This is a genomic window from Pseudomonas sp. TWR1-1-4 (assembly GCF_049897165.1).
GTDB lineage: Bacteria > Pseudomonadota > Gammaproteobacteria > Pseudomonadales > Pseudomonadaceae > Aquipseudomonas > Aquipseudomonas canadensis.
The window spans coordinates 1-26,588 of sequence record NZ_JAFCVS010000001.1; the positions used below are offsets into that span (position 1 = coordinate 1).

The window sequence follows — 26,588 nt, forward strand, 5'->3', positions numbered from 1 at the left end:
GGATTCAAGCCGGAGTGAGGGCACACCGAGCCTAAGCGAGGTGCCGAGTGTTGGGGCAAGAGCCTTTTGGTTACTTTTGGGCTCTTTTCAAAAGTGACCCGCCGTAAGGGCGGAACCAATATCAGCCATCACCGCAGCAACGGATATGTACACCAACAGACCACACCAACCTCAAGCAAAAAACGAATAAACCACCGCACTGATCGCCACCAACCCCACCGCCGTGACAAACACATTGGACGCCTGCCCACGGTACTTGGCCATGGCCGGCACCTTACGGATGGCATACATCGGCATCAGAAACAGGATCGAAGCAATGATCGGACCGCCCAGCGCCTCAATCATCCTGAGAATGCTTGGGTTCAACGTGGCAACGATCCAGCACACCACCAACATGAACGCCGCCGTCATCCGGTCCAGACGCTTGGCCTCAGGACGACGACCGGTCTTCAGCACCAGCCCCTTGAGGCCTTCACTCGCACCGATGTAATGCCCCAAGAACGACTTGGCAATCGCCACAAACGCGATCAACGGCGCTGCAAACTCGATGGTCGGATTATTGAAGTGGTTGGCCAGATACGACAGGATCGACAAATTCTGTGCCTTCGCCTCGGCGAGCTGCGCCGGTGACAGGGTCAGCACGCAACTGAACACGAAGAACAGCACCATCACCACCATCAGCAGATGCGCGCGAGACAGGATCTGCGAGCTGCGCTCATCAGCGTGGACGCCGTACTGGCGCTTCTGGTCCACCGCAAAGGCCGAAATGATCGGCGAATGGTTAAACGAGAACACCATCACCGGAATCGCCAGCCACAGGGTATTGAGCAAGGCGGACGGCGCAGGCACCACGCTGGCAGTGCTGAGAATGCCGCCATTCCAGTGCGGGATCAGGTACACCGCCAGGAACAGCAACGCGACGATAAACGGATACACCATCAGGCTCATCGCCTTGACGATCACTTGCTCACCGCAACGCACCACGGCCAGCAAACCGAGGATCAGCACGAACGACAGGAGCGCCCGTGGCGGCGGCATGATGTGCAGTTGATGCTCCATGAAGCTGCCGACGGTGTTGGTCAACGCCACGCTGTAGATCAGCAGGATCGGAAAAATGGCGAAGAAGTACAGCAAAGTGATCAGCGCGCCGGCCTTGATGCCGAAGTGCTCTTCGACCACGTCGGTGATGTCGGAGCCTTCACGGCCGGACAGCACGAAACGGGTCAGGCCACGGTGGGCGAAGAAGGTCATCGGGAACGCCAGCAGCGCGAGGATCACCAGCGGCCAGAAGCCACCCAGGCCCGCGTTGATCGGCAAGAACAGCGTACCGGCGCCAATGGCGGTGCCGAACAGGCCAAGCATCCAGGTGGTGTCCTGGCGGCTCCAGCTTGTGAGGGTTGCAGGTGTCGTTGCATAGCGTTCGTCGACGCTATTGGCCTGATCATTCATCCGGTCGGATCTCCGCATTTACACGGCCGGGACGAGTCAGAAAAACCTGACAGGCAGCGCCCCGACCATAGAAGGGGCCGGATTGTCCGGGATTCTTGTGAATAAGCAAAGACTTAGCTGAGGAACGGTGGTGCGGTGCAGGCCCGCAGGGGCACCTGTATACGGCGGTATTCGGGGCGTGCGGCTGAATGTGAAATATACATTCCCGCACAAATCTATTTTAGAATCGCACGTGATCCTGTAGTTTTCATCCAGCATCCGCCGTTTATCCAGAGAGCCCTGCCATGCCTCGCGTTTCCCGCAAACAAGCCGAACTCAATCGCGAAATCATCGTCGAGGCTGCCACGCATCTGTTTCGCGAACGCGGCTTGCACGGCATTAGTCTGTCGGACGTCATGGCCGCCGCGGGCTTGACCCACGGCGGTTTCTACGGGCACTTCGCCTCCAAGGAAGCCCTCGCCACCGAAGCCTGCCAGCAGGCATTCGAGCAAGCGAACCTGGGCTGGCAGGCAAAAATCGATCACAGCGAAGATCAACAGGCTGCCCGCGTGGCCGTGATGGGGCCTTATCTGACAGCCACCCATCGCGACAACCCTGGCGATGGCTGCCCTGTGTCGGCCTTCGCCCCGGACATGTGCCATGAGCCCGCCGACAGCGCCTTGCAGCATGCTTTTATTGAGGGCGTCGAGAAGTCGCTTGAGGTCTTTGCGCAGCTACAGGATGGAGATCGCCAGGCAATGCTGGCCAACTACGCGATGATGATTGGCGCAGTGACCCTAGCGCGTGCGACACGTGGCATTGAGCTGTCAGATGAGTTCCTGGTTGCTGCACGAAATGCCCTACTGGCCGTTGACAGCCCTTCCTCCGTCCCGGCATGATCAGGCCATGAACATTTTCCAGCGCTTCCTCACCCGCACCACCACCACGACCGCTTACGGCGGGTCGCGCGGTGGCTGTGAGTGCCTGAGCTAGACACTTCACAGATTCAACCCAAGGCCCCGCCAGCAATGGACGGGGCCTTTTTATTGCTCCGTCCATGTGGCTATCACAAGGAGCAACACCATGGCTGACGCCCTGCTGATCATCGACATGCAAACCGGCTTATACGATGGCCCGGAAAAACCCTTCGAGCGCGAACGCGTGCTCGCCACCCTCAACCTGCTGATTCAGCGTGCACGCCATGCTGGCGCCCCGATCTTCTTCGCCCGTCACACCGGCCCGGCAGGTTCACCGATTGAAGCCGGGAGCCCGCTCTGGCAGTTGTGGCATGAGCTTGAGGTGGATGAGTCCCGCGATCAACTGTTCAACAAAACCCGCCCCAGCTGCTTCCTGGGCACAAATCTAGAACAGCAACTGAGAGCAGCGCAGGTCAAAGACCTGGTGATCGCCGGTATGAAAACCCAGTTCTGCATCGACACTACTTGCCGGGTCGCCGTGGAATTAGGGTTTTCGGTGGCGCTACCGGAAGACGGCCATACCTGCATGGACACACCGGCACTCAAGGCCGAAGCGATTATCGAGCATCACAATGCGACCCTTGCCGGGGCGTTTGTGAAGCGTACATGCGCGGCCGAGGTCCGCTTCTGATCGCACAGATACGGCATACTCCCCCACTCAAACCCTTCAGGAAGAGCCTTCCGATGACCGCTACTGTTCTGGTCCTGGTTGAAACCATCAACGAATACCTGCCCATCATCGAGGGCAATGACTTTCATGTGATCCTGGCACCGACACCCGCCGAACGCGCCGAAGCCATCAAGGCCCATGGCAGCCAGATCAGGGCCGTGCTGACCCGTGGCCCGCTGGGCTTGTACGCCGAGGAAATCGCCGCCCTGCCCCTGCTGGAAATCATCTGTGTGATCGGTGCCGGCTACGAGCACGTCGACCTGCAAGCCGCCAGCAATCGCGGGATCGTCGTGACCAATGGCGCCGGGGTGAATGCGCCGTCGGTGGCCGATCACGCCATGGCACTGCTGCTGTCGCTGGTGCGCGGCATCCCGCAGACCGACGCCGCCGTACGCCGCAGCGAATGGCCGAAAGTGATGCGCCCGTCCCTGGGCGGCAAGCAACTGGGCATCCTCGGGCTGGGTGCGGTGGGCCTGGAGATCGCCAAACGTGCAGCCTTGGGCTTTGGCATGGAGGTGAGTTATCACAACCGCCAGCCGCGCGATGACGTGGACTACACCTACTGCGCCACTGCGGTGGAACTGGCGCGCACCTCGGACTTCCTGATCCTGGCCACGCCCGGCGGCGCCAGCACCCGCCACTTGATCGATCGCCACGCCCTGGATGCCTTGGGCCCGAATGGCTACCTGGTCAATATTGGCCGTGGCAGCGTGGTGGTCACCGCCGACCTGGTCGCTGCTCTGGAACAACGCCGCATCGGTGGCGCCGCATTGGATGTATTCGACGACGAACCCCAAGTGCCCGACGCCCTCAAGAAACTCAGCAATACCGTGCTCACCTCCCACGTCGCGGGCCTGTCGCCCGAAGCGGCCCATGACACCGTGCAGCGCGTGGCCGACAACCTGGTGGAATACTTCGCCGGTCGCCCCGTGCTCACGCCGGTTGCCCTGCCCTCGCCCACTAAATGACCGATCAGGCACGCTGATCATCATCCAACACGCTAACCTATTAAGCCGCCCCGACCTTGTCGCTGGGCGGTTGTGCGCATTAGATTAGGAAATAGTCCAAGGCCTTTAGAATAAGCAGAAGGGATAAGCATGGCGCTGAACGACCAATCGACCCAGATTCGCCCAGGCGAAGAACTTGATGCCAGCCTGATCGATCCCTACCTCAAGGCCCATATCCCCGGCCTGAGCGGCACGCCCACCATCAGCCAGTTTCCCGGTGGCGCGTCCAACCTGACCTACCTGCTGGAATACCCTGGCCAGGAATTCGTGCTGCGCCGCCCGCCCTTTGGCCACAAGGCCAAGTCCGCCCACGACATGGGCCGCGAGTACCGCATTCTCAACCAGCTCAAAGATGGCTTCCCCTATTGCCCCAAGGCCTACGTGCATTGCACCGATGAGTCAGTGATCGGCGCCGAGTTCTATGTGATGGAGCGGGTCAACGGCATCATCCTGCGCTCCGACCTGCCACCTGAACTGGGCCTGGACGCCACCAAGACCGAAGCGCTGTGCAAAAGCTTCATCGACAAGTTCGTCGAACTGCACCAGGTGGACTACAGCGCCTGCGGCCTCGCCGACCTGGGCAAGCCGGAAGGCTATGTAGCGCGCCAGATCCTGGGCTGGAGCGATCGCTACGAAAAAGCCCTGACCCCCGACGCGCCGCGCTGGGAAGCGGTACGCGCCTGGCTCAACGACAAGATGCCCGCCGACCACCCGACCTCCAGCATCGTGCACAACGACTATCGCTTCGATAACGTGATCCTCGACCCGCACAACCCGATGCAGATCATCGGCGTGCTGGACTGGGAGCTGACCACCCTCGGCGACCCGTTGATGGACCTGGGCAACACCCTCGCCTATTGGATCGAAGCGGCCGATCCGGCGCCGGTGCAACTGATGCGCCGCCAGCCGAGCAACGCGACGGGCATGCTCACCCGCCGTGAATTCGTCGACTACTACGCTGAACGCTCGGGTATCCAGATCGATAACTTCGACTTCTACTACACCTACGGCCTGTTCCGCCTGGCCGGCATCGTGCAGCAGATCTACTACCGCTTCTTCCATGGCCAGACCCAGGACAAACGCTTTGCGCAGTTCATTCACATGAACACGCTGCTGGAGCAGATGAGCCTGAACGTCATCAGCAAATCGTCCCTTTAAGGAACCGCTATGTCCAAGACCCACCTGTTCGACCTCGACGGCAAGATCGCATTCGTTTCCGGCGCCAGCCGTGGCATCGGCGAGGCCATCGCCAAGTTGCTGGCCCAGCAAGGCGCCCATGTGATCGTATCCAGCCGCAAGCTGGAAGGCTGCCAGCACGTGGCCGACGCAATCATCGCCGATGGCGGCAAAGCCACGGCCGTGGCCTGCCATATCGGTGAAATGGAACAGATCATCCAAGTGTTCGCCGGTATCCGCGAACAGTTCGGGCGCCTGGATATCCTGGTCAACAACGCCGCGACCAACCCACAGTTCTGCAACGTACTGGACACCGATCTCGGTGCATTCCAAAAGACCGTTGATGTGAACATCCGTGGCTACTTCTTCATGTCCGTGGAAGCCGGCAAGCTGATGCGCGAGAACGGCGGCGGCAGCATCATCAACGTCGCGTCGATCAACGGGATCTCCCCCGGTGTATTCCAGGGCATCTACTCGGTGACCAAGGCCGCCGTGATCAACATGACCAAGGTGTTCGCCAAGGAGTGCGCAGCGTTCGGCATTCGCTGCAATGCCCTGCTGCCGGGCCTGACCGACACCAAGTTCGCCTCGGCGCTGGTGAAGAACGACGCGATCCTGAAAATGGCGCTCGCGCAGATCCCGCTCAAGCGCGTGGCCGACCCGAGCGAAATGGCTGGCGCGGTGCTGTTCCTGGCCAGCGATGCATCGAGCTACACCACCGGTGTGTCGCTGAACGTGGACGGTGGTTTCCTGTCCTGATCTCACAAACGACACCCCACCCTGTAGGAGCGAGCTTGCTCGCGAAGAAAGTCAGGCCACCGCGAGCCTCCAGACAGCACGCGTTATCGTTGACGACCTTCGCGAGCAAGCTCGCTCCTACAGAGGTGAGGCATTCGGCGGCTGCTGTCGAAAACTGACCGCCAGGCGGTTCCAGCCACTGATGCTGGACACCGCCATGGTCAGGTCTACCAGTTCCTGCTCGCTGAACTCCATCCGCACGGCGGCGAACAGTTCATCCGATACCACCGAGGTCGGCAGTGTCGCGACCGATTCGCTCCAGGCCAACGCGGCCTTTTCCCGCGCCGTGAAGAACGGCGAATCCCGCCAGACGCATAACGCGAACAAACGTCGCTCGGTCTCGCCGCGCTGACGTGCCGCCATCGAGTGCATGTCCGTACAGAAACCACAGTGGTTGAGCTGCGAGACACGGATCTTGATCAGTTCCAGCAAAGGCTTTTCGATGGACAAGCCGAAGGTCGTCGCCTCCAGCATCAGCATGCCTTTGAGCGCCTGCGGTGAGGCGGTGTAGTAATCCAGGCGCGGTTCCATGGGGATTGCTCTCTGGCGGTAGGTTCAATGACAGTCCAGCCTAGAACCCACAGGGCATAAGCCCTATAGCCAATCGGCCGGTTTATGCAGAGACCATTTTGAGCCTGCCGCGCACGCGCGTACGCTTGGCGCAAAGTAAATGCCCGGAATAAGACATGGAACTGCACGTTGTGATCAACGGCCGTAAGGATCTGGCCGAACAGTTGTACCAACAGTTGCGTGAAGCCATTGGCTCCGGGCGCCTGGCGGCCGGCGCGCAGCTGCCGCCCAGCCGCTTGCTCGCCGAGCAGTTGGGTGTGTCACGCAAGACCGTGTCGGACACCTATGCCACCCTGACCTACGAGGGATTGCTGATCGGCAAGACCGGTCGCGGCACCTTCGTCAACGCCCGTGCGCCACAGACCGAACGCCTGCAAACCGCCACCGACCTGGCCTGCGCCGCCAACCTGGCGAAGTGGCAATCACTGCCCTCGCCCATGCGCCACCCCACCCGCGACAGCACGCTGCGCTATGAATTTATCGGCGGCGCCACCAGCCGCAACCAGTTCCCCCAGGATGAATGGCGGCGCTGCACACAGGACGCTCTACGCCGCATCGCCCAAAACAGCGGTTTCTACAGCCAGCCCGAAGGCTTGCCGGCGCTGCGCAGTGCCATTGCCGGGCATATCGCGTTTTCACGCGGGGTCAACTGCCGTGACAGCGACATCGTGGTCACCAACGGCGCGCAGCAGGCGCTGGACCTGATCGCCCGTGTGGTACTGGAACCGGGCAGCATCGTCGCCATGGAAGACCCCGGCTACAGCCCTGCGCGCCAAATGTTCATGGCCATGGGCGCCCGTGTCGCCAGCGTGCCGGTGGACGAACAGGGTATCCGCGTCGACCAGATTCCCGACGGCACACGCCTGATCTACGTGACGCCCTCCCACCAGTTCCCGCTCGGCATGCCGATGAGCCTGCCGCGCCGTGAAGCCTTGCTGGCGCGGGCGTTCGAACTGGGCGCGATCATTATCGAGGACGACTACGACAGCGAGTTCCGCTACGAAGGGCGACCTACCGACTCCCTGCAAAGCATGGACACCCGTGGCGTGGTGACCTACGTCGGCACCTTCTCGAAAACCTTGCTGCCGGAGCTGCGCCTCGGTTACGCGGTGCTGCCACCCGCGATTTATGGCGCAGTCCTCAAGGCCAAGCAGCTGACCGACCAGCACAGTTCCACACTGCCGCAATGGGCCCTGGCCAAGTTCATCAGTGAAGGCTACCTGCTCAAGCATATCCGTCGCTGCCACACGGTCTACGCCGGGCGCCGTGAACGCATCCTGCAACGCCTGGCGGGCGACTTGTCGCCGTGGTTCGAAGCGGTACCAACCGTGGCCGGCTTTCACATGGCCGCGCTGTGCAAGGTGCCGGTGAACATTCCCCTGCTGATGGAACTGGCACGCCAGGTAGAAGTGGGCTTGTATCCCCTGGATGTGTTCTTCCACGATGTGCCGGTCCGCCCGGGGCTGATCATCGGCTTCGGCGCCATCGAAACCCTGGACATCGACCCGGCGCTGGACAAGGTGCGAGACATTCTTCAGCAGATTGGCTAGTGGATTTTCCGCCGGATTGGTCATTGGTCCGGGCTCAGTCAGGCTCTAGCCTGTGCACTGACCCGACCTCGGAGACCATCGCCATGCCAGCCTGTGCCTTCAACACTGTCCATGTCCGTGCAGTAGCCGGGCGCTCAGCGGAACTGGGCGAGCGCCTGCAGCAGATAGGCGACGCCGTGCGCACCGCCCCCGGCTGTCTGGACTACAGGGTGCACCGCGACCCGATAGACCGCGATCTGTGGATCGTCACGGGTCATTGGGCCTGTGCCGAGCAGCTCAGCGCACACTTCGCATTACCGGCCCTGCAAGGCTTTATCGAATTGACCCGTGAACACCTGGCCCGTCGCCTGGATTTCGACCACTGAAGTATTGGTCTCCTGGTCTTAGCCAGGATTGGTCATTGGTCACCCAGGCCTTGCGGCGTAGGGTGAAGAAGTCTTGAACTACTCGGAAACTTCGCCATGAAACGACTGCTCGCCGCCTCCCTGATGCTCGCCTCGCTCAGCGCCTTTGCCCACGAACCGGTGTACAACCAGGAGTCGATCAAGGTTCTGCAAGAACACGCTTTGACCAATGTACCCGGCAAGAAAACCATCATGCTCACCGTGGACTACGCCCCCGGCCAGGCCACCGTGCCCCACAGCCACACGGGCACGGCGGTGGCCTATGTGCTGGAAGGCGCGATTACGTCGCGGGTGAATGATGAGAAAGCGAAGACCTACCAGGTCGGCGAATCGTTCTACGAACCTGCGGGCTCGCGGCACTTTGAATCGAGTAATGCCAGCCAGACAAAACCGGCCAAGTTGCTGGTGGTGATGGTACTGGATGACAAGGCTGAGGTGCTTACCCCCCTTCCAAAATAACCAACCCTTGCAGGAGCCGGCTTGCCGGCGATCACGGTGGTTCAGCCAACACATCTGTGCCTGATAGATCGTAACGCCGGCAAGCCGGCGCCTACAGGTTCAAGCGAGTAGCGTCAGTGACTCAGGGGCGTTTGAACTGGCCGCGCAGGTTTTCGATCTGCTCGCGACACGCGCAACCCTCAAGATGATCATTGACCATCCCCATCGCCTGCATCAACGCGTACATTGTGGTCGGCCCCACATAGGTCCAACCACGCTTCTTCAAGGCTTTCGACAAACGTACCGAAGCCGGTGATGTGGGGTTGCCCGTCCAATAAGCCATATCCACTTGTGTCGGGCGCTCATCTTCACTGGGCTCAAACGCCCACAACCAGCGTGCCAACGAACCCGACTCGTCCACCAACTCACAAGCCCGGCGCGCATTGTTGATGGTGGACACAATCTTGGCCCGATTACGCACGATGCCCGGATCCTGCATCAACCGTGCGATATCCGCCTCGCCATACTGCGCGACCCGGCGAAAATCAAAACCCTCGAACGCCACCCGAAACTGCTCACGCTTGCGCAGGATGGTGATCCACGCCATGCCCGCCTGAAAACCCTCCAGGCAGATCTTCTCGTACAACTGGATATCATCCGCCACCGGCACGCCCCACTCCGAGTCGTGGTAACGCGGGTATTCCGGCGCCGCTGCGCGCCAGGTGCAGTAGGTCTGCCCGGTTTCGTCAGTGGTCAGTCCTGGTGTGTCCATCCATCACCTCATGTGCCGAGCGGCGGATGATAAGCGAAAAATTTTCCCTCGCGCCAACCGCTCAAGCACCACCCTTACCGACCAACTGGTCAGACCGGGACCTGTCAACCGCCAAATAATTGCTTGTGATTTCAAAAATACCGGGCGTAGACTGGCCGCGCACTGGACTTACCGGTAAGACCACAACAATTAAGCCCTGGAACCACCAGGGCACCGAATAGAGATCCCTCCCATGCTCAGATGGTGCTCGCGTTCGATTTTCCTGCAAGTCGTGATTGGCCTGATGCTCGGCATCCTCTGCGGTCTGGCCCTTCCCGAATTCTCCTCGCAACTCAAACCCCTGGGTGACGGCTTTATCAAGCTGATCAAGATGCTGATCGGCCTGATCGTGTTCTGCGTGGTGGTCAGCGGCATTTCCGGCGCGGGCGACCTGAAGAAAGTCGGACGCATCGGCCTCAAGTCGGTGATCTACTTTGAAATCCTGACCACCGTCGCCCTGGTGATCGGCCTGGTGATGGCTTTCAGCACCGGTATCGGCCAAGGCGCCAATATCCACCTGGAGCAGTTGTCGTCCGCCGGCCTCAATGAACTGGCCGACAAGGGCCAGCACATCCGCGGCACTAGCCAGTTCCTCATGGACTTGATCCCCAACTCGGTGATCGGCGCCTTTGCCGACAATAACGTGTTGCAGGTGTTGCTGTTCTCGGTGCTGTTCGGCAGTGCGTTGAACCTGGTGGGCGAATCCGCCTCGGGCATCTCGCGGCTGATCAATGAACTGAGCCATGTGATCTTCCGCATCATGGGCATGATCGTGCGCCTCGCTCCCATCGGTGTGTTCGGCGCGATTGCCTTTACCACCAGCACCTACGGCCTGGATTCCCTCCAACACCTGGGCAGCCTGGTGGGATTGTTCTACCTGACCTGCTTTGCCTTCGTCGGGCTGATCCTCGGCCTGGTAATGCGTCTGTCGGGCCTGCGCATGCTGCCTTTGCTCAAATACCTGCGTGAAGAGCTGCTGATCGTGATGGGCACCGCCTCCTCCGACGCCGTGCTGCCACAGATCATGCGTAAACTTGAACATCTGGGCATCGGCAGCTCCACCGTGGGCCTGGTGATTCCGACCGGGTATTCGTTCAACCTCGACGGGTTCTCCATCTACCTGACCCTGGCCATCGTGTTTATCGCCAACGCCACCGGCACGCCGCTGTCGATGACTGATCTGATGACCATCCTGCTGGTATCGCTGATCACCTCCAAAGGCGCCCACGGGATCCCCGGGTCAGCGCTGGTGATCCTGGCGGCGACGCTCACGGCAATTCCGGCGATCCCGGTGGTGGGCCTGGTGCTGGTGTTGGCGGTGGATTGGTTCATGGGCATCGGTCGCGCATTGACTAACCTGATCGGCAATTGCGTCGCCACCGTGGCCATCGCCCGCTGGGAAAAAGACATCGACATCCAGCGCGCCAACAAGGTGCTCGACGGCCAGCAAGGGTATGCCTTCCAGGCCAAGAAACCGGTACTGCCCGCGCACCAAGAGTTCTGACCGATTTCATGAGCGACACCGTTCAAATGTGGGAGCGGGCTTGCTCGCGAAAGCGCTGGGTCAGTCACAGATGGATTGACTGAATGACCGCATTCGCGAGCAAGTCCGCTCCCACAGTTAAAAGTCGCCATGCTCGCTAATGTAGTCGCAACATAAAGGAGAGGTAGACGTGATCAGCACCTCAACCGTCGTCAATTCAGTGGTAGAAAAACTCCGCGCCGCCCTGGCGCGGGGTCAGTGGCGCCGTGGCGAAATGCTCCCCGGTCAGCGCGAACTGGCCGAACAGATGGGCATCAGCCGCCCCAGCCTGCGTGAAGCGGTGATCGTACTGGAAACCCTCGGGCTGGTGCGCTCCATGCCCGGCAAAGGCGTGGTGGTGCTGGAAACCAGCGTCAGCGAGCCGCAATCCAGCGACGCCGTGGCCGACGCCAGCCTGGAAGACATCCTGCAACTGCGCTACACCCTCGAACCCTTCATCGTCGGCCTGGTGGCCCAGTCCATCAGCAGCAAGGAAGTCGGCCAACTGCGCCTGACCCTGATGGACATGCGCGAAGCCCTCGACGCGGGTGACGCAGAGGCCGGAATGAATGCCTACATAGCTTTTCACGAAGAACTGTTCGCCCTCACCTCCAACCCGATCTTCCAGAACGTGGTGCAACAGACCAGCAACGCCCTCAAGCAAAGCGCCCAGGTACTGCGCAACTCGCCAGAACACCTGGCAGAGCGCCTGCAGGAAAACGAAGCCGTGGTGCGCGCCATCCGCAACAAGAACAGCGCCCTGGCCAGCGCCGAGATGCGTCGGCACATCCTTCAGGAAGGCTTGCGCATGGGCATTCGCTTGAACATCCCGGACGACCATCTGGGTAGCTGATTTTTTGGAGACAGGCCATGACCGCCCACGCCTTGCACTACGAACCTATCCTCCCGACCCTGCGCCTGGTCGCCGGTAAAAAGCCTTCGGTCGATGACATCTACCCGCGCCTGTTCGACGCCATTCTTGAACAGCGTATCGCCCCGGCCAGCCGCTTTACCGAAGAAGGCCTGGGCGAGATCTTCGGGGTGAGCCGCAGCGTGATTCGCCGCGTATTGGCAAAGCTGTCCCATCAGCAAGTGATCATTCTGCGTCCCAACCAGCGCGCCCAGGTGGCTGCGCCGGATGCGCAGCAAGCCCGGGAAATCCTGGAAGCGCGGCGGCTGACGGAGATCACCGTGGTGCAATTGGCCTGTGCGCAGGCCACGTCGACGCAAATCCGGCATCTACGCGAACTGATTGCTCAGGAACGCGAGCATATTGAACGGGACCAACGCGGGCCAGCCATTCGCCTCTCCGGAGAATTCCACCTGCAACTCGCAGCGATGGCGCGTAACGCGCCCTTGGCGCAATTTCTCAACAGCCTGGTGCCGTTGACCTCCTTGATCATTGCCCAGTACGAAGCGAAGGCGTGCACCTATTGCGCGTGGCAAGAGCATGAAGCGATTGTGGATGCCGTAGAACAACGCGATGTGAACAGCGCAATAAACCTGATGACCCAACATCTGGATCACCTGGAAGCCAAATTGCTCAGCCACTAGGACCAGATGGCCCACCCTGACTGACTACAATTACAACGCTGATTTACGAAATCACCGACAGCACGGACGGTTATAGAACTGCAAAACTGCGTTCATTCCTAAAGCCTTGGACACGGATGAATAGCACTATGCACCCCCTCACTTTCGCACTGGTCACTGGCCTGGTCATTACGCAGTTCAGTGCCGATCTACGGGCCGGCGACGCGTTAACTGCCGGGACTGACATCATCACCCCGGCAACCCCCGTGTGGTTGGTTGAACAACCCTACGCGGATAGCCCGATGCTGACCGCCCGCACCTTCGGTGGCAGCGCTTACGGCGACTACCACGTCAAGGCCAGCCTTGAGATCAGCTGTTTCCCAAAGAGCCCGACCGCCAGCATTGCACTGCAAATCACACCGGAATCACTGGGCTTTGACATCGCGCCATTCGAAGGACCAGACGCCAGCGCAAATGGGCCATTGCGCATCACTACTGCAACACGCACGGCCATCGATCACTCGGTAAACGGCGTCTGGACTTACGGCGGTGCATTCCAGATCGGTACGATATTTGCGCTCAGTGCTACTGTTCCGCACGACGAATTAGCCTATTGGGCCAGCGATGCCTCACGCGGCCAGACACTAAAACTCTCAATAGCGCCCGCCAAAGAGGGTGGCAAACCGCTGACCGCAACGTTCTTGTTGCCTACAAACAACAACGGCTTGAAAAGAGTCATCCAGCCGTGCCTGGCCAATGCCAGTTTTTAACCGAAAAAAAAGCCCCGTATCTCAGGATACGGGGCTTTTTGTCTTACAGCTGAATCACGCCGGTTGCAGCACCGACTGACCGCTCAACGCCAGGTCCAGCAACTCACGGTTGGCCACCGCGTACATGGCGTAGTCCGTACCCACAGCGGCACGGATTTCCACCATCATCGCCACCCAACGCTCTGCCATGTCCTTGTGCTGCTCAAGCCACAGGGCCACGCGGGCTTCCATGTCTTGTGGCGCGTCGGCCATTTGCAGCACGGAGATGGTGATCGCGCGTTGCTGCCAGTCCACGTCATCGCGGAAGGCTTCACGGGCCTGGGCCTGCCAGTTGTTGGCCACCGGCAGATCGCTGATCTGCTGCAGGTACCACGGCAGGTCCAGGGCGCTGCCGACGGCGAAGTAGGCCTTGGCTACTTCAGCGGCGTCATGCCCGGTCACGTCGGCGGCTTCGATGATCGGCAGCAAGGTGTACAGGTGAGTAGTGCCTGCAACCATGCGTGCCAACAACTCCGGCACACCGGCTTCGGTGTACTTGCCGTAACGGTTCTGCCAGCCTTCGCGGGTCGGGCCTTCCAGCAGTTCGTCGAGCTTGAGGCCCAACGCCGCCAGGTGCGGACCGAAGTGCGCGGTGTCACGCCCAGCGTCCTGCTCGTTGCGACGGCTGCGCAAGAACCAGCGCGTCGCGCGGCGGCCCAGGCGCATCAGTTCGTCCATCAACTCCAGTTGCACGTCAGCGGAAACCTGGTGGTCCAGGGCTTCAATCTGACGGAACCAGTGCGGGAGGTGGAAGATGTCACGCACGATCACATAAGCGCCAGCAACGTTCGCCGGACTCATGCCCGTTGACTCCTTGAGTCGTTGAACGAAGGTGATGCCCATGTGGTTGACCAGGTCGTTGGCGATCTGGGTGCTGACGATCTCACGCTTCAGGCGGTGGCGACGCATGGCCTCGGAGAACTTGGCGACCAGGCTCGGTGGGAACGCGGTCTCCATGTCACGGGTCAGGTAGTCATCATCCGGCACCAGGGACTTGAGCAGCGCTTCCTTGAGGTCGATCTTGCTGTAGGAGATCAGCACCGACAGCTCCGGACGGGTCAGGCCCTTGCCATTCGCGGCGCGCTCGGTGAGCTGCTCCTCGGTCGGCAGGTACTCGATGGCGCGGTCCAGCTTGCCACGGCCTTCCAGGTCGCTCATCAGGCGCTTGTACTCGGCGGCACGCTCGTAGGCACGGCGCGCAGCCAGGGACAGGGCCTGGGTCTGCTTGTAGTTGTTGCCCAACACCAGGTTGCCGACTTCGTCGGTCATGCTCGCCAGCAACTGGTTGCGTTGCTTGTCGGTCATGTCACCGGCCTGCACCACTTCGTTGAGCAGGATCTTGATGTTCACTTCATGGTCGGAGCAGTCCACACCACCGGCGTTGTCGATGAAGTCGGTGTTGGAACCGCCGCCATTGAGGCCGAATTCCACACGACCCAGCTGGGTCATGCCGAGGTTGCCGCCCTCGCCTACCACCTTGCAGCGCAGCTCGTTGCCATTGACGCGCAGCGCGTCGTTGGCCTTGTCGCCCACGTCGGCATGGCTTTCGGTGCTGGCCTTGACGTAGGTACCGATGCCGCCATTCCACAACAGGTCCACCGGCGCCTTGAGCAAGGCGTTCAGCAGTTCGGTCGGGGTCAGTTTGTCGGCCGAGATGTCGAAGCGCTCTTTCATCTGTGGCGAGATGGCAATGCTCTTCGCGCTGCGCGAGAAGATACCGCCGCCTTCGGACATGATGCTGGTGTCGTAGTCGGTCCAGGCCGAACGTGGCAGCTCGAACATGCGCTGGCGCTCGACGAAGCTGGTGGCCGGGTTCGGGTTTGGATCGATAAAGATATGCAGGTGGTTGAACGCTGCGACCAGTTGCAGCTTGTCGGACATCAACAGGCCGTTACCGAACACGTCACCGGCCATGTCGCCGACGCCCACCACGGTGATGCTGTCTTCCTGCACGTTGATACCGCGCTCACGGAAGTGACGCTGCACACCGACCCACGCGCCCTTGGCGGTGATGCCCATCTTCTTGTGGTCGTAACCAGCGGAACCGCCGGACGCGAACGCATCGCCCAGCCAGAAGCCGTAGTCGATGGCGATGCCGTTGGCGATGTCGGAGAAGGTCGCAGTGCCCTTGTCCGCTGCGACGACCAGGTACGGGTCATCGTCGTCATGGCGCACGACGTTGGCCGGCGGCACCAGGGCGCCGTCTTTCAGGTTGTCGGTGATATCCAGCAGGCCGGAAATGAAGATGCGGTAGCAGGCGATGCCCTCGGCCGCGATCTCGTCCCGGCTGCCGCCCAATGGCAGGCGACGCGGCAGGAAGCCGCCCTTCGCACCCACGGGCACGATGACCGAGTTTTTCACTTGCTGGGCTTTTACCAGGCCAAGCACTTCGGTACGGAAGTCTTCTTCACGGTCGGACCAGCGCAGGCCGCCGCGCGCGACGTTGCCGAAGCGCAGGTGCACACCCTCAACCCGTGGCGAGTACACGAAGATTTCAAACTTCGGCACTGGCTTAGGCAATTCAGGGATCGCGTGCGGGTTGAACTTGAAGCTGAAGTACGACTTGTTCTGGCCGTTGGCGTCGGTCTGGTAGAAGTTGGTGCGCAGGGTGGCCTTGATCAGGTCCAGGTAGCGACGCAGGATGCGGTCTTCGTTGAGCACCTGGACGTCGTCCAGGGCGGTGAGGATCGCTTGCTCCAGGCGTTGCTGCTTGTCTTCCAGGTCTTCGGCGGTGAGCTTGCGCGCCAGGTAGAAGCGGGTCTTGAACAACCGGGTCAATTCGCGGGCGATGTCGGTGTGGTTGTTCAGGGTGCTGGCGATGTAACCCAGGTCGAAGCCCAGGCGGATCTGCTTCAGGTAACGGGCGTAGGCACGCAGCAGCGCCACGTCGCGCCATGGCAGGCCGGCGGTCAGTACCAGGCGGTTGAACGCATCGTTTTCGGCGTCGCCATGCACGATGTGCACAAACGCGTCCTGCAGGGTGTCGTTGAGCTGCTGGATGTCCAGGTTCACGCCTTCGGCGGCAATGAACGCGAAGTCATGGATCCAGAACTCACGGCCATTGGCATGGCGCAGACGGTACGGGAATTCACCCAGCACACGCAGGCCGAGGTTTTCCAGGATCGGCAACACGTCGGACAGCGCCAGCGGGGTGTCGGCGTGGTAGAGCTTGCAATGCAGCTCGCGCTGGCCGGAAACCTGGCCCAGCGGCTGGTAGAAGCTCATTACCAAAGGGTTGGCTTCGGTCAGGCTGAGCAGGTGCTGCATGTCGACTACGGCCGAATGCGCAGCGAAACGCTCGCGGTAACCGGCCGGGAAACCTTTCGGGAAATCCGCCAGCACGTTGGTGCCGTGGGCCTCGCCGAAGCTTTCCACCACCAGGCTGGAATAATCGTCCTGCCAGCTGCGGCAAGCCTGTACCACTTCTTTTTCCAGTTGCAGCGGGTCGATGTCCAGGCGGTTCTTCGGGTCAACGCGCAGGATCAACTGCACACGGGCCAGCACGGACTCGGAGAAGAAAGTCCAGAACTCGCAGTCCGAAGCCTTCAGGCGATCCATCAGCACTTGCTGGATCTTCTGGCGCACTTCGGTGGAATAGATGTCGCGTGGCACGTAGGCCAGGCAGTAGCAGAAACGACCGTAAGGGTCTTTGCGCAGGAATACGCGGATCTTGTTGCGTTCCTGGATCTGTACGATCGACATCACGGTGCTGAACAGTTCGTCGACCGGGGTCTGGAACAAATCGTCGCGTGGCAGCACTTCAACCACCTGTGCCAGTTCCTTGCCCAGGTGAGCCTTGGGCTGGAAGCCGGAGCGGCGTTCGATTTCCGCGACCTTGCGACGGATATACGGAATCACCCGCACGCTTTCGCCATACACCGACGAGGTGTACAGGCCCATGAAGCGGTGTTCCTTGATCACTGTGCCGTCGGCGCTGATCTCACGGATCGACACGTAGTCCGGATACGCCGGGCGGTGCACGCGGCTCGGGTGCGCCGCCTTGGCAAACGACAGCACGGTCGGCTCACGCAGGTAGGCCACGGCATAGTCTTCGATGCGCAGGTCGTCGGCGGTGAGGCCGGCGCGCAACAGTTTGGTCAGGCCGAGGAACGAATCGGCGTCATATTCGATATGACCGCCATCCGCCTCGTCACGTACCACGAATTCTTCATAGCCGAGGAAGGTGAAGTGGTTGCCCACCAGCCATTCCAGGAAGTTCTTGATCTCGGCCTTCTCTTCGCCGTCGATGCTGAACTGGCTCGCGTCGATACCGGCCAGCAGGTCCTGGACCTTGGCTTTCATCGGTTCGAAATCAGCCACGGCTACGCGTACTTCGCCCAGCACCTGCTCCAGCTCTTTGCTCAGCACGTTCAGTTCGGCGGCGTTGGCGCAGCGGTCGATTTCCAGGTACATCAGCGATTCTTGCAGGATGCCTTCGCCCTGGGTGCCTTTTGGCAGGATTTCCACCAGCTCGCCCTTGGCGCCACGGCGTACGCTGAGCACGGTGGTCTGCAAGGTGTGGATGCTGTAGCCGCGGCGGTTCAGCTCGGTACGGACCGAGTCCACCAGGAATGGCAGGTCATGGTGCAGCACTTCGACCGCAGTATGGGTCGACTGCCAGCCATGACGTTCGTAATCGGGGTTGTAGACCCGCACTTGCGGTTGGGTATGGTCAAAGCGCTCAAGCAGGCGCCACGCAGAAAGAGTGCAACCGGCCAGGTCGGAAAGGCGACGCTGGGTCAGTTCGTCCAGGGAAATGATGCCGAAAAATTGTTCAGCGAACAGCGCCACTTGTGGCAGTGCCTGTTCACTGATGTGCTGCGCCAGTGCCGCTTGCAGTTGATGCTGGAAGTCGGCCTTGCTGGCTGCGGTGAAGAACGCCATCTGTGGTACTCCGCTTGGGCTTGTTATTGATGGAAGCGTCGCGTGTTATCCCCTTGCGGGGAGACCGTCAGCGCTGTTCGCTGGTACTGATATAAGCACACTAGCGAATCAGGGTGACAGGTGAGTGAAGCTGGACAAGACAGTCAGGTCACATACAACTTCCATTGGACATACGCCTTGCCAGGCGACGGTACGACGGGCAGGTCAGGTTCCCGGCACAGGGCACATCCGTTGCGCAGCTTAACGAGTGTGGGAAGCCCGCTGCTTGCGACGCTGCGACATATTCGGTCATCGGTAAGCAGGCACTGGGTTGCTACTTGGGCAACCCGCAATATCCGGCAAAGAAACCGGCTATTTCAACGCCCGCGAGTACCAGAAATGACTGATAGTGCCCGTCAGGTCATGCACTGGGTCTGACACAGGATGCAGCACAAAATTCGCCGCAATGGCACAATTGCCCGCATTACGCCCTACCCCAGACAGGATTCCCCATGCTGCAGCTGAAAACCGACGCCCTGATGGTCACCCCGTGCGATGACGAAGAAGACAACATGGCGATGCTCTGCTGCCACGGCAAGAACGGCGAGATGTTCATGCTGACCCGCTACCCGGATGAGGACGAAGTGGAACTGACCTGGGATTACGAACCGTCGACCCTCGACGGGCTGAAAGTCACCCTGGGCGCCACGACCCTGCTGGTTGAACTGGCCGCAGGTGATGCCGATGCCCTGGGCGGCAAGGACCAGTTGGAGATCACCCACGCCACGGCCGCCTCCGACCTGGACGAGGTTGAAGAGACCTTGCAGAACATTCTCAACGGTACCGGCACCTTCACCCGGATTTAAACCGCACCAACGATAAAATGTGGGAGCTGGCTTGCCTGCGATGCGGGCGACTCGGTCTATCAGTCAGACCAGGGCGATGCCATCGCAGGCAAGCCAGCTCCCACAGTAACGGTGTTCGCAACAGAAAGTACGCGTGCCTCTGTTTGTGCGTTACACACAAAAATCCTACAAGTATTGCCAAAAATACCCGTTACTCCGTTAGTCGCCGCCCCCCTCGATGCATTAAAGTAGACGCCCCAGGCCTTGGCATTTTTCACGATGCCCCGACTCATCTCTCCAGGAACCGTCATCGATGGAACATCGTGAAGCGCTGCTTGCGCTGCGAACCTTTCTCTCTACGCAGATTCTCGGCCAGGAAAAACTCATCGATCGCTTGCTGATCGCCTTGCTCGCCGACGGCCATATGCTGGTGGAAGGTGCGCCAGGCCTGGCCAAGACCAAGGCCATCAAAGAGTTGGCCGAAGGCATCGAAGCGCAGTTCCATCGCATCCAGTTCACCCCCGACCTGCTGCCCGCCGACATCACCGGCACCGAGATCTATCGCCCGGAAACCGGCAGTTTCGTGTTCCAGCAAGGGCCGATCTTCCACAACCTGGTGTTGGCGGACGAAATCAACCGCGCCCCGGCCAAGGTGCAGTCAGCCTTGCTGGAGGCCATGGCCGAGCGCCAGGTCAGCGTCGGGCGCAGCACTTACGACCTGTCGCCGCTGTTCCTGGTGATGGCCACGCAAAACCCCATCGAGCAGGAAGGCACCTACCCGCTGCCCGAAGCCCAGCTCGACCGTTTCCTGATGCATGTGAAAATCGGCTTCCCGGACGCCGCCGTCGAGCGACGCATCCTGCAACAAGCCCGTGGCGAAGCGCTCAACGGCGAAACCAAGCCAGAGCGGCGTGTCAGCCAGCAGGCGATCTTCGCCGCGCGCAAGGAAATCCTCGGCCTGTACATGGCCGACGCCGTGGAGGAATACCTGGTGCAACTGGTGATGGCCACGCGCACCCCGGCCAAGTTCGACCCGGAAATGGCCGAGTGGATCGCCTACGGCGCCAGCCCACGCGGCTCCATCGCCCTTGACCGCTGTGCCCGCGCCCATGCCTGGCTGGCCGGTCGCGACTTCGTCAGCCCGGAAGATATCCAGGCGGTACTGTTCGACGTGCTGCGCCATCGCATCATCCTGTCGTTCGAGGCCGAAGCCGCTGGCATTGACCAGGACCGTGTGGTGCAGCGCATTCTCGACGTCGTTGCCGTCGCTTGAAACCCATGAACGCCGGTGATGGGATCCGCGCCACGCTCAGCGAATTGATCGAGATGCGCCATCGCGTGCGCGAAGTGCAGCTGTTTTCCACGCCGAGCCAGCGCAGCCCATTGATCGGCCTGCACCACTCCAAGCTGCGCGGGCGTGGCGTGGACTTCGACCAGGTGCGCGTGTACCAGGCCGGCGACGATGTGCGCACCATCGACTGGCGCGTCACCGCACGCACTCAGGAGCCGCACACCAAGCTGTTCCATGAAGAACGCGAGCGGCCGATCTTCATCATGGTGGAGCAAAGCTGCCGGCTGTTTTTCGGCTCGGGGCAGATGTTCAAGTCGGTGCTGGCCGCCCAGGCCGCCAGCCTGATCGGTTGGGCCGCGCTGGGGCATAACGACCGTGTGGGCGGGCTAGTGTTTGGCGACAACGAGCATTATGAAATCAAGCCGCGCCGCAGCAAGCAAAGCCTGCTGCAACTGCTCAACCGCCTGGTGCGCGTCAACCAGAGCCTGAGCACCGAGAGCCGCCCCGAAGCCGACGCCCTCGGCATGGCCCTGCGCCGTGGCCGCGAGGTGTTGCGCCCTGGCAGCCTGGTGATTGTGATCTGCGACGAACGTGCGCTGACCGAAGGCGCCGAGCAACAGCTGAGCTTGCTGTCGAGACATTGCGATTTGTTGCTGCTACCGATTTCCGATCCACTCGACCACGCCCTGCCTGCCGCCGGGCTGCTGCGTTTTGCCGAGCGCGGCGCCCAGCTGGAACTGGACACACTGAATTTCGACCTGCGCCAGGCCTACAAGGCCCAGGCCGAAGCGCGCATTGCGCGCTGGGAGCTGCTCGCGCAGAAACTGCGCGTGCTGTTGATGCCCCTGAGCACCCAGAGCGAAATGGTCGAGCAACTGCGCGAATACCTCAACCCGCGACGCCCGGTTAAAAAATAATGAGCAGCCTTGACCAACTGCAACCGCTGATCGCCCCACCCGCCATCGGCTTCTGGCCGCCCGCGCCGGGTTGGTGGCTGTTGCTGCTGGTGATTCCGCTGCTCGGCTGGGGCCTGTGGTCACTGCGCCGCTTTCTGCCGACCCGCCGCCCCATCGCCCGTGCCGAACAACCGCTGGACCCGCTGCGCATCGCCGCCCTGGCAGAGCTTGCGTTAATGCCCAAGCCTTACGATGGCGCGCCCGCCGGTGCCTGGTTGCAACAGCTCAATGGCCTGCTCAAGCGCTTGTGCCGCAACGACTACCCCTACAGCCAGAGCCACACCCTCAACGGCCGCAAATGGCTGGCATTCCTCGACAACCGCTGCCCCGCTGCCGGCCTCACGCGCTGGATGGTATTGGTAGAAGGTGCCTACAAACCCGAATGCAAACTCGACGACAAGGCCATCGCCGGCCTGACCCAAGCCGTCGACACCTGGATTCGCAAACATGTTTGAGTTCGCCTGGCCGTGGATCTTTGCCCTGTTGCCCTTGCCGTGGTTGATGCGCCTCGTGCTGCCGGCCGCCGACAGTGGCGAGCCCGCATTGAAAGTCAGCTACCTCAGCGACCTCGAAGGACTGGCCCGTCGCCGCGCCCGCGTCAACCTGCCCGGCTGGCGCCAGCAAGCACCGTTCGTGGTGCTGTGGTTGCTACTGCTCACCGCTGCCGCGCGCCCGGAATGGCTCGGCGAACCGCTGCCAATCGCCGCCAGTGGCCGTGATCTGTTGGTGGCAGTGGACGTTTCGGGGTCCATGGATTTCCCGGATATGAATTGGCAGGACGAGGACGTGAGTCGCTTGAGCCTGGTCAAGCACCTGCTCGGCGATTTCCTTGAGGGGCGCGAAGGTGATCGCGTCGGCCTGATCCTGTTCGGCAGCCAGGCATATCTGCAAGCCCCGTTGACTTTTGACCGCCGCACCGTGCGCACCTGGCTGGACGAAGCGCGCATCGGCATTGCCGGCAAGAACACCGCGATTGGCGACGCCATCGGCTTGGCCCTCAAGCGCCTGCGCCAGCGCCCGGCGCAGAGCCGCGTGCTGATCCTGGTCACTGACGGCGCCAACAACGCCGGGCAAATCGACCCGCTGACCGCCGCGCGCCTGGCGGCTGAAGAAGGCGTAAAAATCTATCCAATCGGCATCGGTGCCGACCCGGAGCAAACCGGCTCCTTGGGTATTCTGGGCGTCAACCCGAGCCTCGACTTGGACGAACCTGCACTCAAGGCCATCGCCGAAGCCACCGGCGGTCAGTACTTCCGCGCTCGCGATGGTGAAGAGCTGCAAGCGATCAAAGAGACGCTTGACCAACTGGAGCCGGTCGAACAGCAACCCACCCAAGCACGCCCGGCCCTGGCGCTGTACAGCGCGCCACTGGCCCTGGCCTTGGTGCTGAGCATGTTGCTGGTGATTCAAGAACGCTGGCCGAACAACGCGCTGCAACGGCTGTTCAACAAACTATCAAGCAAGGGGATATTCCTGCAACAACACCCTGAGTGGCGTCAGCGCCTCAAGCGTCTGCGTTTGCGGAGGCGTCGATGATCGACCTGTGGCCGCACTGGTTTCGTCCTTGGTGGTTGTTGCTGCTGCCGTTGCTTGGCTGGCTGCTGTGGCACCTGTGGCACCGGCAAAAACGCGCTGGGCGCTGGCAGATGATCCTGCCGCCGGCCTTCCACGCCGTGCTGCTCAGTGGTGGCAACGGCCGAGAAAGCAAATCACCGTGGATAGTGTTGGGTATTGCCTGGCTGCTGGCCGTGCTGGCATTGCTCGGCCCGAGCTGGCAGCGTGTGGAGCAGTCCAGCCAGAAGCCTTCCGACCCGCTGGTGGTGTTGCTGGAACTGACCCCGGAAATGCTCGCCACCGACAGCCCGCCCAACCGCCTGGAGCAGGCACGCCGCAAGCTGTACGACTTGTTGCAGGCGCGCACCGATGCGCAAACCGCCATCGTCGTGTATGCCGGCAGCGCACACACCCTGGTACCGCTGTCGGATGACCTGGCTACCAGCCGCAACCTGCTGGAAGCCCTGCGCCCGTCGATCATGCCTGAGCCGGGCCATCGCGCCGACCTGGCCGTCGAGAAAGCCCTCGGCCTGCTCAAGCAAGGTGGCCTCGGCCAGGGTCGCCTGTTGCTGATTGGCTCCTCGCTGTCCAAACAGGAACGCCAGGGCTTTCGCCTGTTGCTGCAAAGCGCCCAGGCGCCCACCCTGTCGATTCTGGGCATCGGCAGCCGTGAAGGCACCCCTGTGACCCAGGAGAGCGGCGAATTCCTCAAGGACGAACAAGGCGCGATCCTCGTCCCACGCCTCGATAGCCCGACACTCAAGGCCTTCGCCAGTGAAATGGGCGGCCGCTACCGCGCTGCGCGCCTGGACGACAAGGACCTGCGTCAACTCGGCGTGCTCGACCCGCCACAAACCCTGCGCAACGACGGCCAACTGCTGCACCTCGACACCTGGGCCGACCAGGGTTACTGGCTACTCCTGCCCTTGTTGCTACTCGCTGCCAGCGCCGGGCGGCGTGGCTGGTTGTTCTGCCTGCCGCTGCTGCTGTTGAGCGCGCCGCAGCCCAGCTACGCATTCGGCTTGCAGGACTTGTGGTTGCGCCCCGACCAGCAAGGCCAATACCTGCTGAAGAAAAAACGCCCCGCCGAAGCCGCCGAACACTTCCAGGACCCGCAGTGGAAAGGCGTGGCGCTTTACGAGGCCGGCAACTATGCCGAGGCGATCAAGCTGTTTGCCGAAGGCAATGACGCCTACTCCCACTACAATCGAGGTAACGCCCTGGCCAAGTCCGGTGAGTTGGAAGCCGCCATCGACGCCTACGAACAGGCCCTGGAAGCGCAACCCGACCTGCAACCGGCGCTGAAAAACAAGGCGTTGGTGGAAGCCCTGATGCAGGAACAGGCCGAACCGGAGCCCACCGAGCCTGCAAAGAACGAGGATGACGAAACCACCCAACCCGGCCAAACTGCGCAACCGGGCGCCAGTGGGCAAAACGCTACGGGGGGCGAGCCGCCGTCCCAAGGCCAGGGAGCCGGCACTGACGACACCCAGCCCGGCAACACACCGCAAACCACGGGTAACGAAGTGCCGGGCAGCGAACTGGGTGACGAACAGACCACCACCCCGCCGCTACGCCCTAATGACGCCAGTCTCGACGGTGAACACCGCCAGGCCCTGGAGCAATGGCTGCAGGAAATCCCGGACAACCCCGGCGAACTGCTGCGCCGCAAATTCTGGTACGAACAGCAACAACATCAGGACAAGACTCGATGAGCCGCCGCACCACCCTACTGCTCCTGCTCGCCCTCTCGGCAGGCCACGCCCAGGCGGCGACCCTGTCCGCCAGCGTCGACCGCAGCCGCGTCAACTCCGGGGAAACGGTGGAACTGACGGTGGAATCCAGCGACGTCACGCAGTTCGGCAAGCCCGACCTGTCGCCGCTGGATGCGCAGTTCGAAGTCAGCGGCACGCGCCAGATCAACCAACTCACCACCCTGGGCGGCGATAACCACGCCACCACACGCTGGATCATCACCCTGTTGCCCAAGGAAAACGGCACAGTGGTCATCCCGCCCCTGCAAGTGGGCGAATACAAGACCCAGCCGATCAGCCTGCAAGTGGTAGAAACCGCCAGCCAGAACACCGCCGCCGAGCTCGCGCCGGTGTTTGTCGAGGCCAACCTCGACCAGACCAGCGTCTACGTCCAGGCCCAGGCGCTGTTGACCGTGCGCGTCTACCACTCAGTGTCGCTGTATGACGACAGCAGCCTCACACCCTTGCAAATTGCCGATGCGCGCGTGGAGCAGCTGGGTGAGTCGCGTACCTACGAAAAGGTCATCAACAGCATCCGCCACGGGGTGATCGAAACCCGCTACGCGATCTATCCGCAGCACAGCGGCACCCTGGCGATCCCGGCGCAGACCTTCAGCGCGACGCTGGTGGAGTCGCGCCCGCCCCAGGAAAACACCCTGCAAGGCACCAAGCCCGGCAAGCTGATCCACGTCAGTTCTGCGCAGTTGCCGCTGGTGGTCAAACCCAAGCCCGCGCTGTACCCCGCCGATACGCCATGGCTGCCGGCACGCAGCCTGACCCTTAGCGAACACTGGAACCCAGAGCCTGAGCATGTGCAGGTCGGCGACTCCCTGACCCGCAGCCTCACGGTCAAGGCCGAGGGCCTGTCCAGCGCGCAACTGCCGGCGCTGCCCAGCACCGAGATCAACGGCCTGCGCCGCTACCCGGACCAACCGTTACTCGGCAACCAGACCAACGACCGTGGCCTGATCGGCAGCCGCGAAGACCGCGAAGCCCTGGTGCCCACCCGCGCCGGCAACCTGGAACTGCCCGCCGTGGAAGTGGTGTGGTGGAACACCCATGAAGATCACTTGGAGCGCACCAGCCTGCCGGCGCGCACCGTGCAAGTTGCGATCAACCCGAGCCTGGCAGTGGACACGCCCGCCACCCCCACAGTCATCACCGCGCCTGACGATGAACGCCTGTGGCTGTGGCAACTGAGCACGTTGGTCCTTGCCTGCACGACCCTGCTGGGTTTTGGCCTGTGGTGGCGTGCACGTCGACAACCGGCCGTGCTACGCGCCGCGCAAACCGGCCCGAGCCCACGCACCTTGCTCGACGACCTCAAACGCGCCACCCAGGCCAACGACCCGCATGCCACCCGCCAGGCGCTCGACGCCTGGGCGCGGCAGCAACCGGAAACACTCGCGGATATGGCGGCGCGGTTTGTGCCGCTGTCGGATGCACTGGATGGGTTGAACGGCGCGCTGTACAGCGAGAGTGGGCATTTCTGGCTGGGTGAAGATCTATGGCGTGCGGTGAAGGCCATTCCGGTGGCTGAGCGCGAGGTGGACCCGGCGACGGATACCACCAGCTTGCCGCCGCTCTATCCCAAGTAACGCGGATCCAACCAACACCACAAAACCCTGTGGG

Annotated in this window: 23 protein-coding genes; 19 read left to right on the plus strand and 4 right to left on the minus strand. The window is 61.6% G+C overall.

From position 1 onward, the window contains the following. Positions 1–171 precede the first annotated feature (171 nt). Positions 172–1,449 (minus strand): serine/threonine transporter, encoded by a 1,278-nt coding sequence (locus ACP7C6_RS00005; protein WP_122684816.1) that lies wholly within the window; start codon positions 1,447–1,449, stop codon positions 172–174. A gap of 284 nt (positions 1,450–1,733) precedes the next feature. Between ACP7C6_RS00005 and ACP7C6_RS00010 the strand changes: the two genes are divergently transcribed. The 5 genes from ACP7C6_RS00010 to ACP7C6_RS00030 all read left to right on the plus strand — a co-directional run bounded on the left by ACP7C6_RS00010 (position 1,734) and on the right by ACP7C6_RS00030 (position 6,017). Continuing rightward, entirely contained in the window at positions 1,734–2,327 is a 594-nt protein-coding gene (locus ACP7C6_RS00010) for a TetR/AcrR family transcriptional regulator (protein WP_028616455.1), read from the plus strand. 184 nt (positions 2,328–2,511) lie between these two features. Next, positions 2,512–3,036, plus strand: coding sequence for a cysteine hydrolase family protein (locus ACP7C6_RS00015; RefSeq protein WP_426107968.1), 525 nt, complete (start codon positions 2,512–2,514; stop codon positions 3,034–3,036). Between the two features lie 53 nt (positions 3,037–3,089). Further along, on the plus strand, positions 3,090–4,043 hold the full coding sequence (locus ACP7C6_RS00020) for a 2-hydroxyacid dehydrogenase (protein WP_236321729.1): 954 nt from the start codon (positions 3,090–3,092) through the stop codon (positions 4,041–4,043). Positions 4,044–4,172: 129 nt separating this feature from the next. Then, positions 4,173–5,240 (plus strand): phosphotransferase family protein, encoded by a 1,068-nt coding sequence (locus ACP7C6_RS00025; RefSeq protein ID WP_426107970.1) that lies wholly within the window; start codon positions 4,173–4,175, stop codon positions 5,238–5,240. 9 nt (positions 5,241–5,249) lie between these two features. Further along, entirely contained in the window at positions 5,250–6,017 is a 768-nt protein-coding gene (locus ACP7C6_RS00030; protein WP_068932786.1) for an SDR family oxidoreductase, read from the plus strand. Positions 6,018–6,134: 117 nt separating this feature from the next. Here ACP7C6_RS00030 and ACP7C6_RS00035 read toward each other — a convergent pair whose 3' ends face one another. Then, positions 6,135–6,587 carry a carboxymuconolactone decarboxylase family protein gene (locus ACP7C6_RS00035; RefSeq protein ID WP_426107973.1) on the minus strand — a complete coding sequence of 151 codons (453 nt, stop codon included), beginning with the start codon at positions 6,585–6,587 and terminating at the stop codon, positions 6,135–6,137. Positions 6,588–6,742: 155 nt separating this feature from the next. Between ACP7C6_RS00035 and ACP7C6_RS00040 the strand changes: the two genes are divergently transcribed. The 3 genes from ACP7C6_RS00040 (at position 6,743) to ACP7C6_RS00050 (ending at position 9,039) form a co-directional block, all read left to right on the plus strand. Continuing rightward, positions 6,743–8,176 (plus strand): PLP-dependent aminotransferase family protein, encoded by a 1,434-nt coding sequence (locus ACP7C6_RS00040; protein ID WP_068932784.1) that lies wholly within the window; start codon positions 6,743–6,745, stop codon positions 8,174–8,176. A gap of 83 nt (positions 8,177–8,259) precedes the next feature. Next, positions 8,260–8,541 (plus strand): putative quinol monooxygenase, encoded by a 282-nt coding sequence (locus tag ACP7C6_RS00045; RefSeq protein WP_028616462.1) that lies wholly within the window; start codon positions 8,260–8,262, stop codon positions 8,539–8,541. Positions 8,542–8,637: 96 nt separating this feature from the next. After that, positions 8,638–9,039, plus strand: coding sequence for a cupin domain-containing protein (locus tag ACP7C6_RS00050; RefSeq protein WP_028616463.1), 402 nt, complete (start codon positions 8,638–8,640; stop codon positions 9,037–9,039). A 121-nt stretch (positions 9,040–9,160) separates the two neighbouring features. On the opposite strand, the gene ACP7C6_RS00055 is transcribed toward ACP7C6_RS00050, so the two are convergent. Continuing rightward, a complete protein-coding gene (locus ACP7C6_RS00055; RefSeq protein ID WP_426107976.1) occupies positions 9,161–9,790 on the minus strand; it encodes a DNA-3-methyladenine glycosylase I in 630 nt (209 codons plus the stop codon). Positions 9,791–10,007: 217 nt separating this feature from the next. On the opposite strand from ACP7C6_RS00055, the gene ACP7C6_RS00060 reads away from it, so the two are divergent. From ACP7C6_RS00060 to ACP7C6_RS00075, 4 genes are all read left to right on the plus strand, one after another. Beyond that, a complete protein-coding gene (locus tag ACP7C6_RS00060; RefSeq protein WP_311895705.1) occupies positions 10,008–11,333 on the plus strand; it encodes a C4-dicarboxylate transporter DctA in 1,326 nt (441 codons plus the stop codon). Positions 11,334–11,502: 169 nt separating this feature from the next. Then, complete coding sequence (locus ACP7C6_RS00065; protein ID WP_028616466.1) at positions 11,503–12,204, plus strand: FadR/GntR family transcriptional regulator; 702 nt, start codon at positions 11,503–11,505, stop codon at positions 12,202–12,204. A gap of 17 nt (positions 12,205–12,221) precedes the next feature. Continuing rightward, the gene (locus ACP7C6_RS00070; protein WP_028616467.1) at positions 12,222–12,905 is read left to right on the plus strand and encodes a GntR family transcriptional regulator; all 684 of its coding nucleotides are present in this window, start codon (positions 12,222–12,224) and stop codon (positions 12,903–12,905) included. 128 nt (positions 12,906–13,033) lie between these two features. Continuing rightward, complete coding sequence (locus tag ACP7C6_RS00075) at positions 13,034–13,654, plus strand: hypothetical protein (protein ID WP_028616468.1); 621 nt, start codon at positions 13,034–13,036, stop codon at positions 13,652–13,654. 54 nt (positions 13,655–13,708) lie between these two features. On the opposite strand, the gene ACP7C6_RS00080 is transcribed toward ACP7C6_RS00075, so the two are convergent. Then, positions 13,709–18,577: an NAD-glutamate dehydrogenase gene (locus ACP7C6_RS00080; RefSeq protein ID WP_028616469.1), complete on the minus strand. Its 4,869-nt coding sequence runs from the start codon at positions 18,575–18,577 to the stop codon at positions 13,709–13,711. Between the two features lie 491 nt (positions 18,578–19,068). On the opposite strand from ACP7C6_RS00080, the gene ACP7C6_RS00085 reads away from it, so the two are divergent. From ACP7C6_RS00085 to ACP7C6_RS00115, 7 genes are all read left to right on the plus strand, one after another. Further along, entirely contained in the window at positions 19,069–19,422 is a 354-nt protein-coding gene (locus ACP7C6_RS00085) for a hypothetical protein (protein WP_028616470.1), read from the plus strand. Between the two features lie 292 nt (positions 19,423–19,714). Next, on the plus strand, positions 19,715–20,674 hold the full coding sequence (locus tag ACP7C6_RS00090; RefSeq protein WP_003174327.1) for an AAA family ATPase: 960 nt from the start codon (positions 19,715–19,717) through the stop codon (positions 20,672–20,674). Between the two features lie 5 nt (positions 20,675–20,679). Next, positions 20,680–21,609, plus strand: a complete 930-nt coding sequence (locus tag ACP7C6_RS00095) for a DUF58 domain-containing protein (protein WP_426107982.1) — start codon at positions 20,680–20,682, stop codon at positions 21,607–21,609. Then, complete coding sequence (locus ACP7C6_RS00100) at positions 21,609–22,103, plus strand: DUF4381 domain-containing protein (RefSeq protein ID WP_028616472.1); 495 nt, start codon at positions 21,609–21,611, stop codon at positions 22,101–22,103. The genes ACP7C6_RS00095 and ACP7C6_RS00100 overlap by 1 nt, the downstream gene beginning before the upstream one ends. Beyond that, positions 22,096–23,184 (plus strand): vWA domain-containing protein, encoded by a 1,089-nt coding sequence (locus ACP7C6_RS00105; RefSeq protein WP_122814562.1) that lies wholly within the window; start codon positions 22,096–22,098, stop codon positions 23,182–23,184. The genes ACP7C6_RS00100 and ACP7C6_RS00105 overlap by 8 nt, the downstream gene beginning before the upstream one ends. Then, positions 23,181–24,917 carry a tetratricopeptide repeat protein gene (locus ACP7C6_RS00110; RefSeq protein WP_426107985.1) on the plus strand — a complete coding sequence of 579 codons (1,737 nt, stop codon included), beginning with the start codon at positions 23,181–23,183 and terminating at the stop codon, positions 24,915–24,917. The genes ACP7C6_RS00105 and ACP7C6_RS00110 overlap by 4 nt, the downstream gene beginning before the upstream one ends. Beyond that, positions 24,914–26,554 (plus strand): BatD family protein, encoded by a 1,641-nt coding sequence (locus tag ACP7C6_RS00115; RefSeq protein ID WP_068935901.1) that lies wholly within the window; start codon positions 24,914–24,916, stop codon positions 26,552–26,554. Before ACP7C6_RS00110 ends, ACP7C6_RS00115 begins: the two co-directional genes overlap by 4 nt. Positions 26,555–26,588 lie beyond the last annotated feature (34 nt).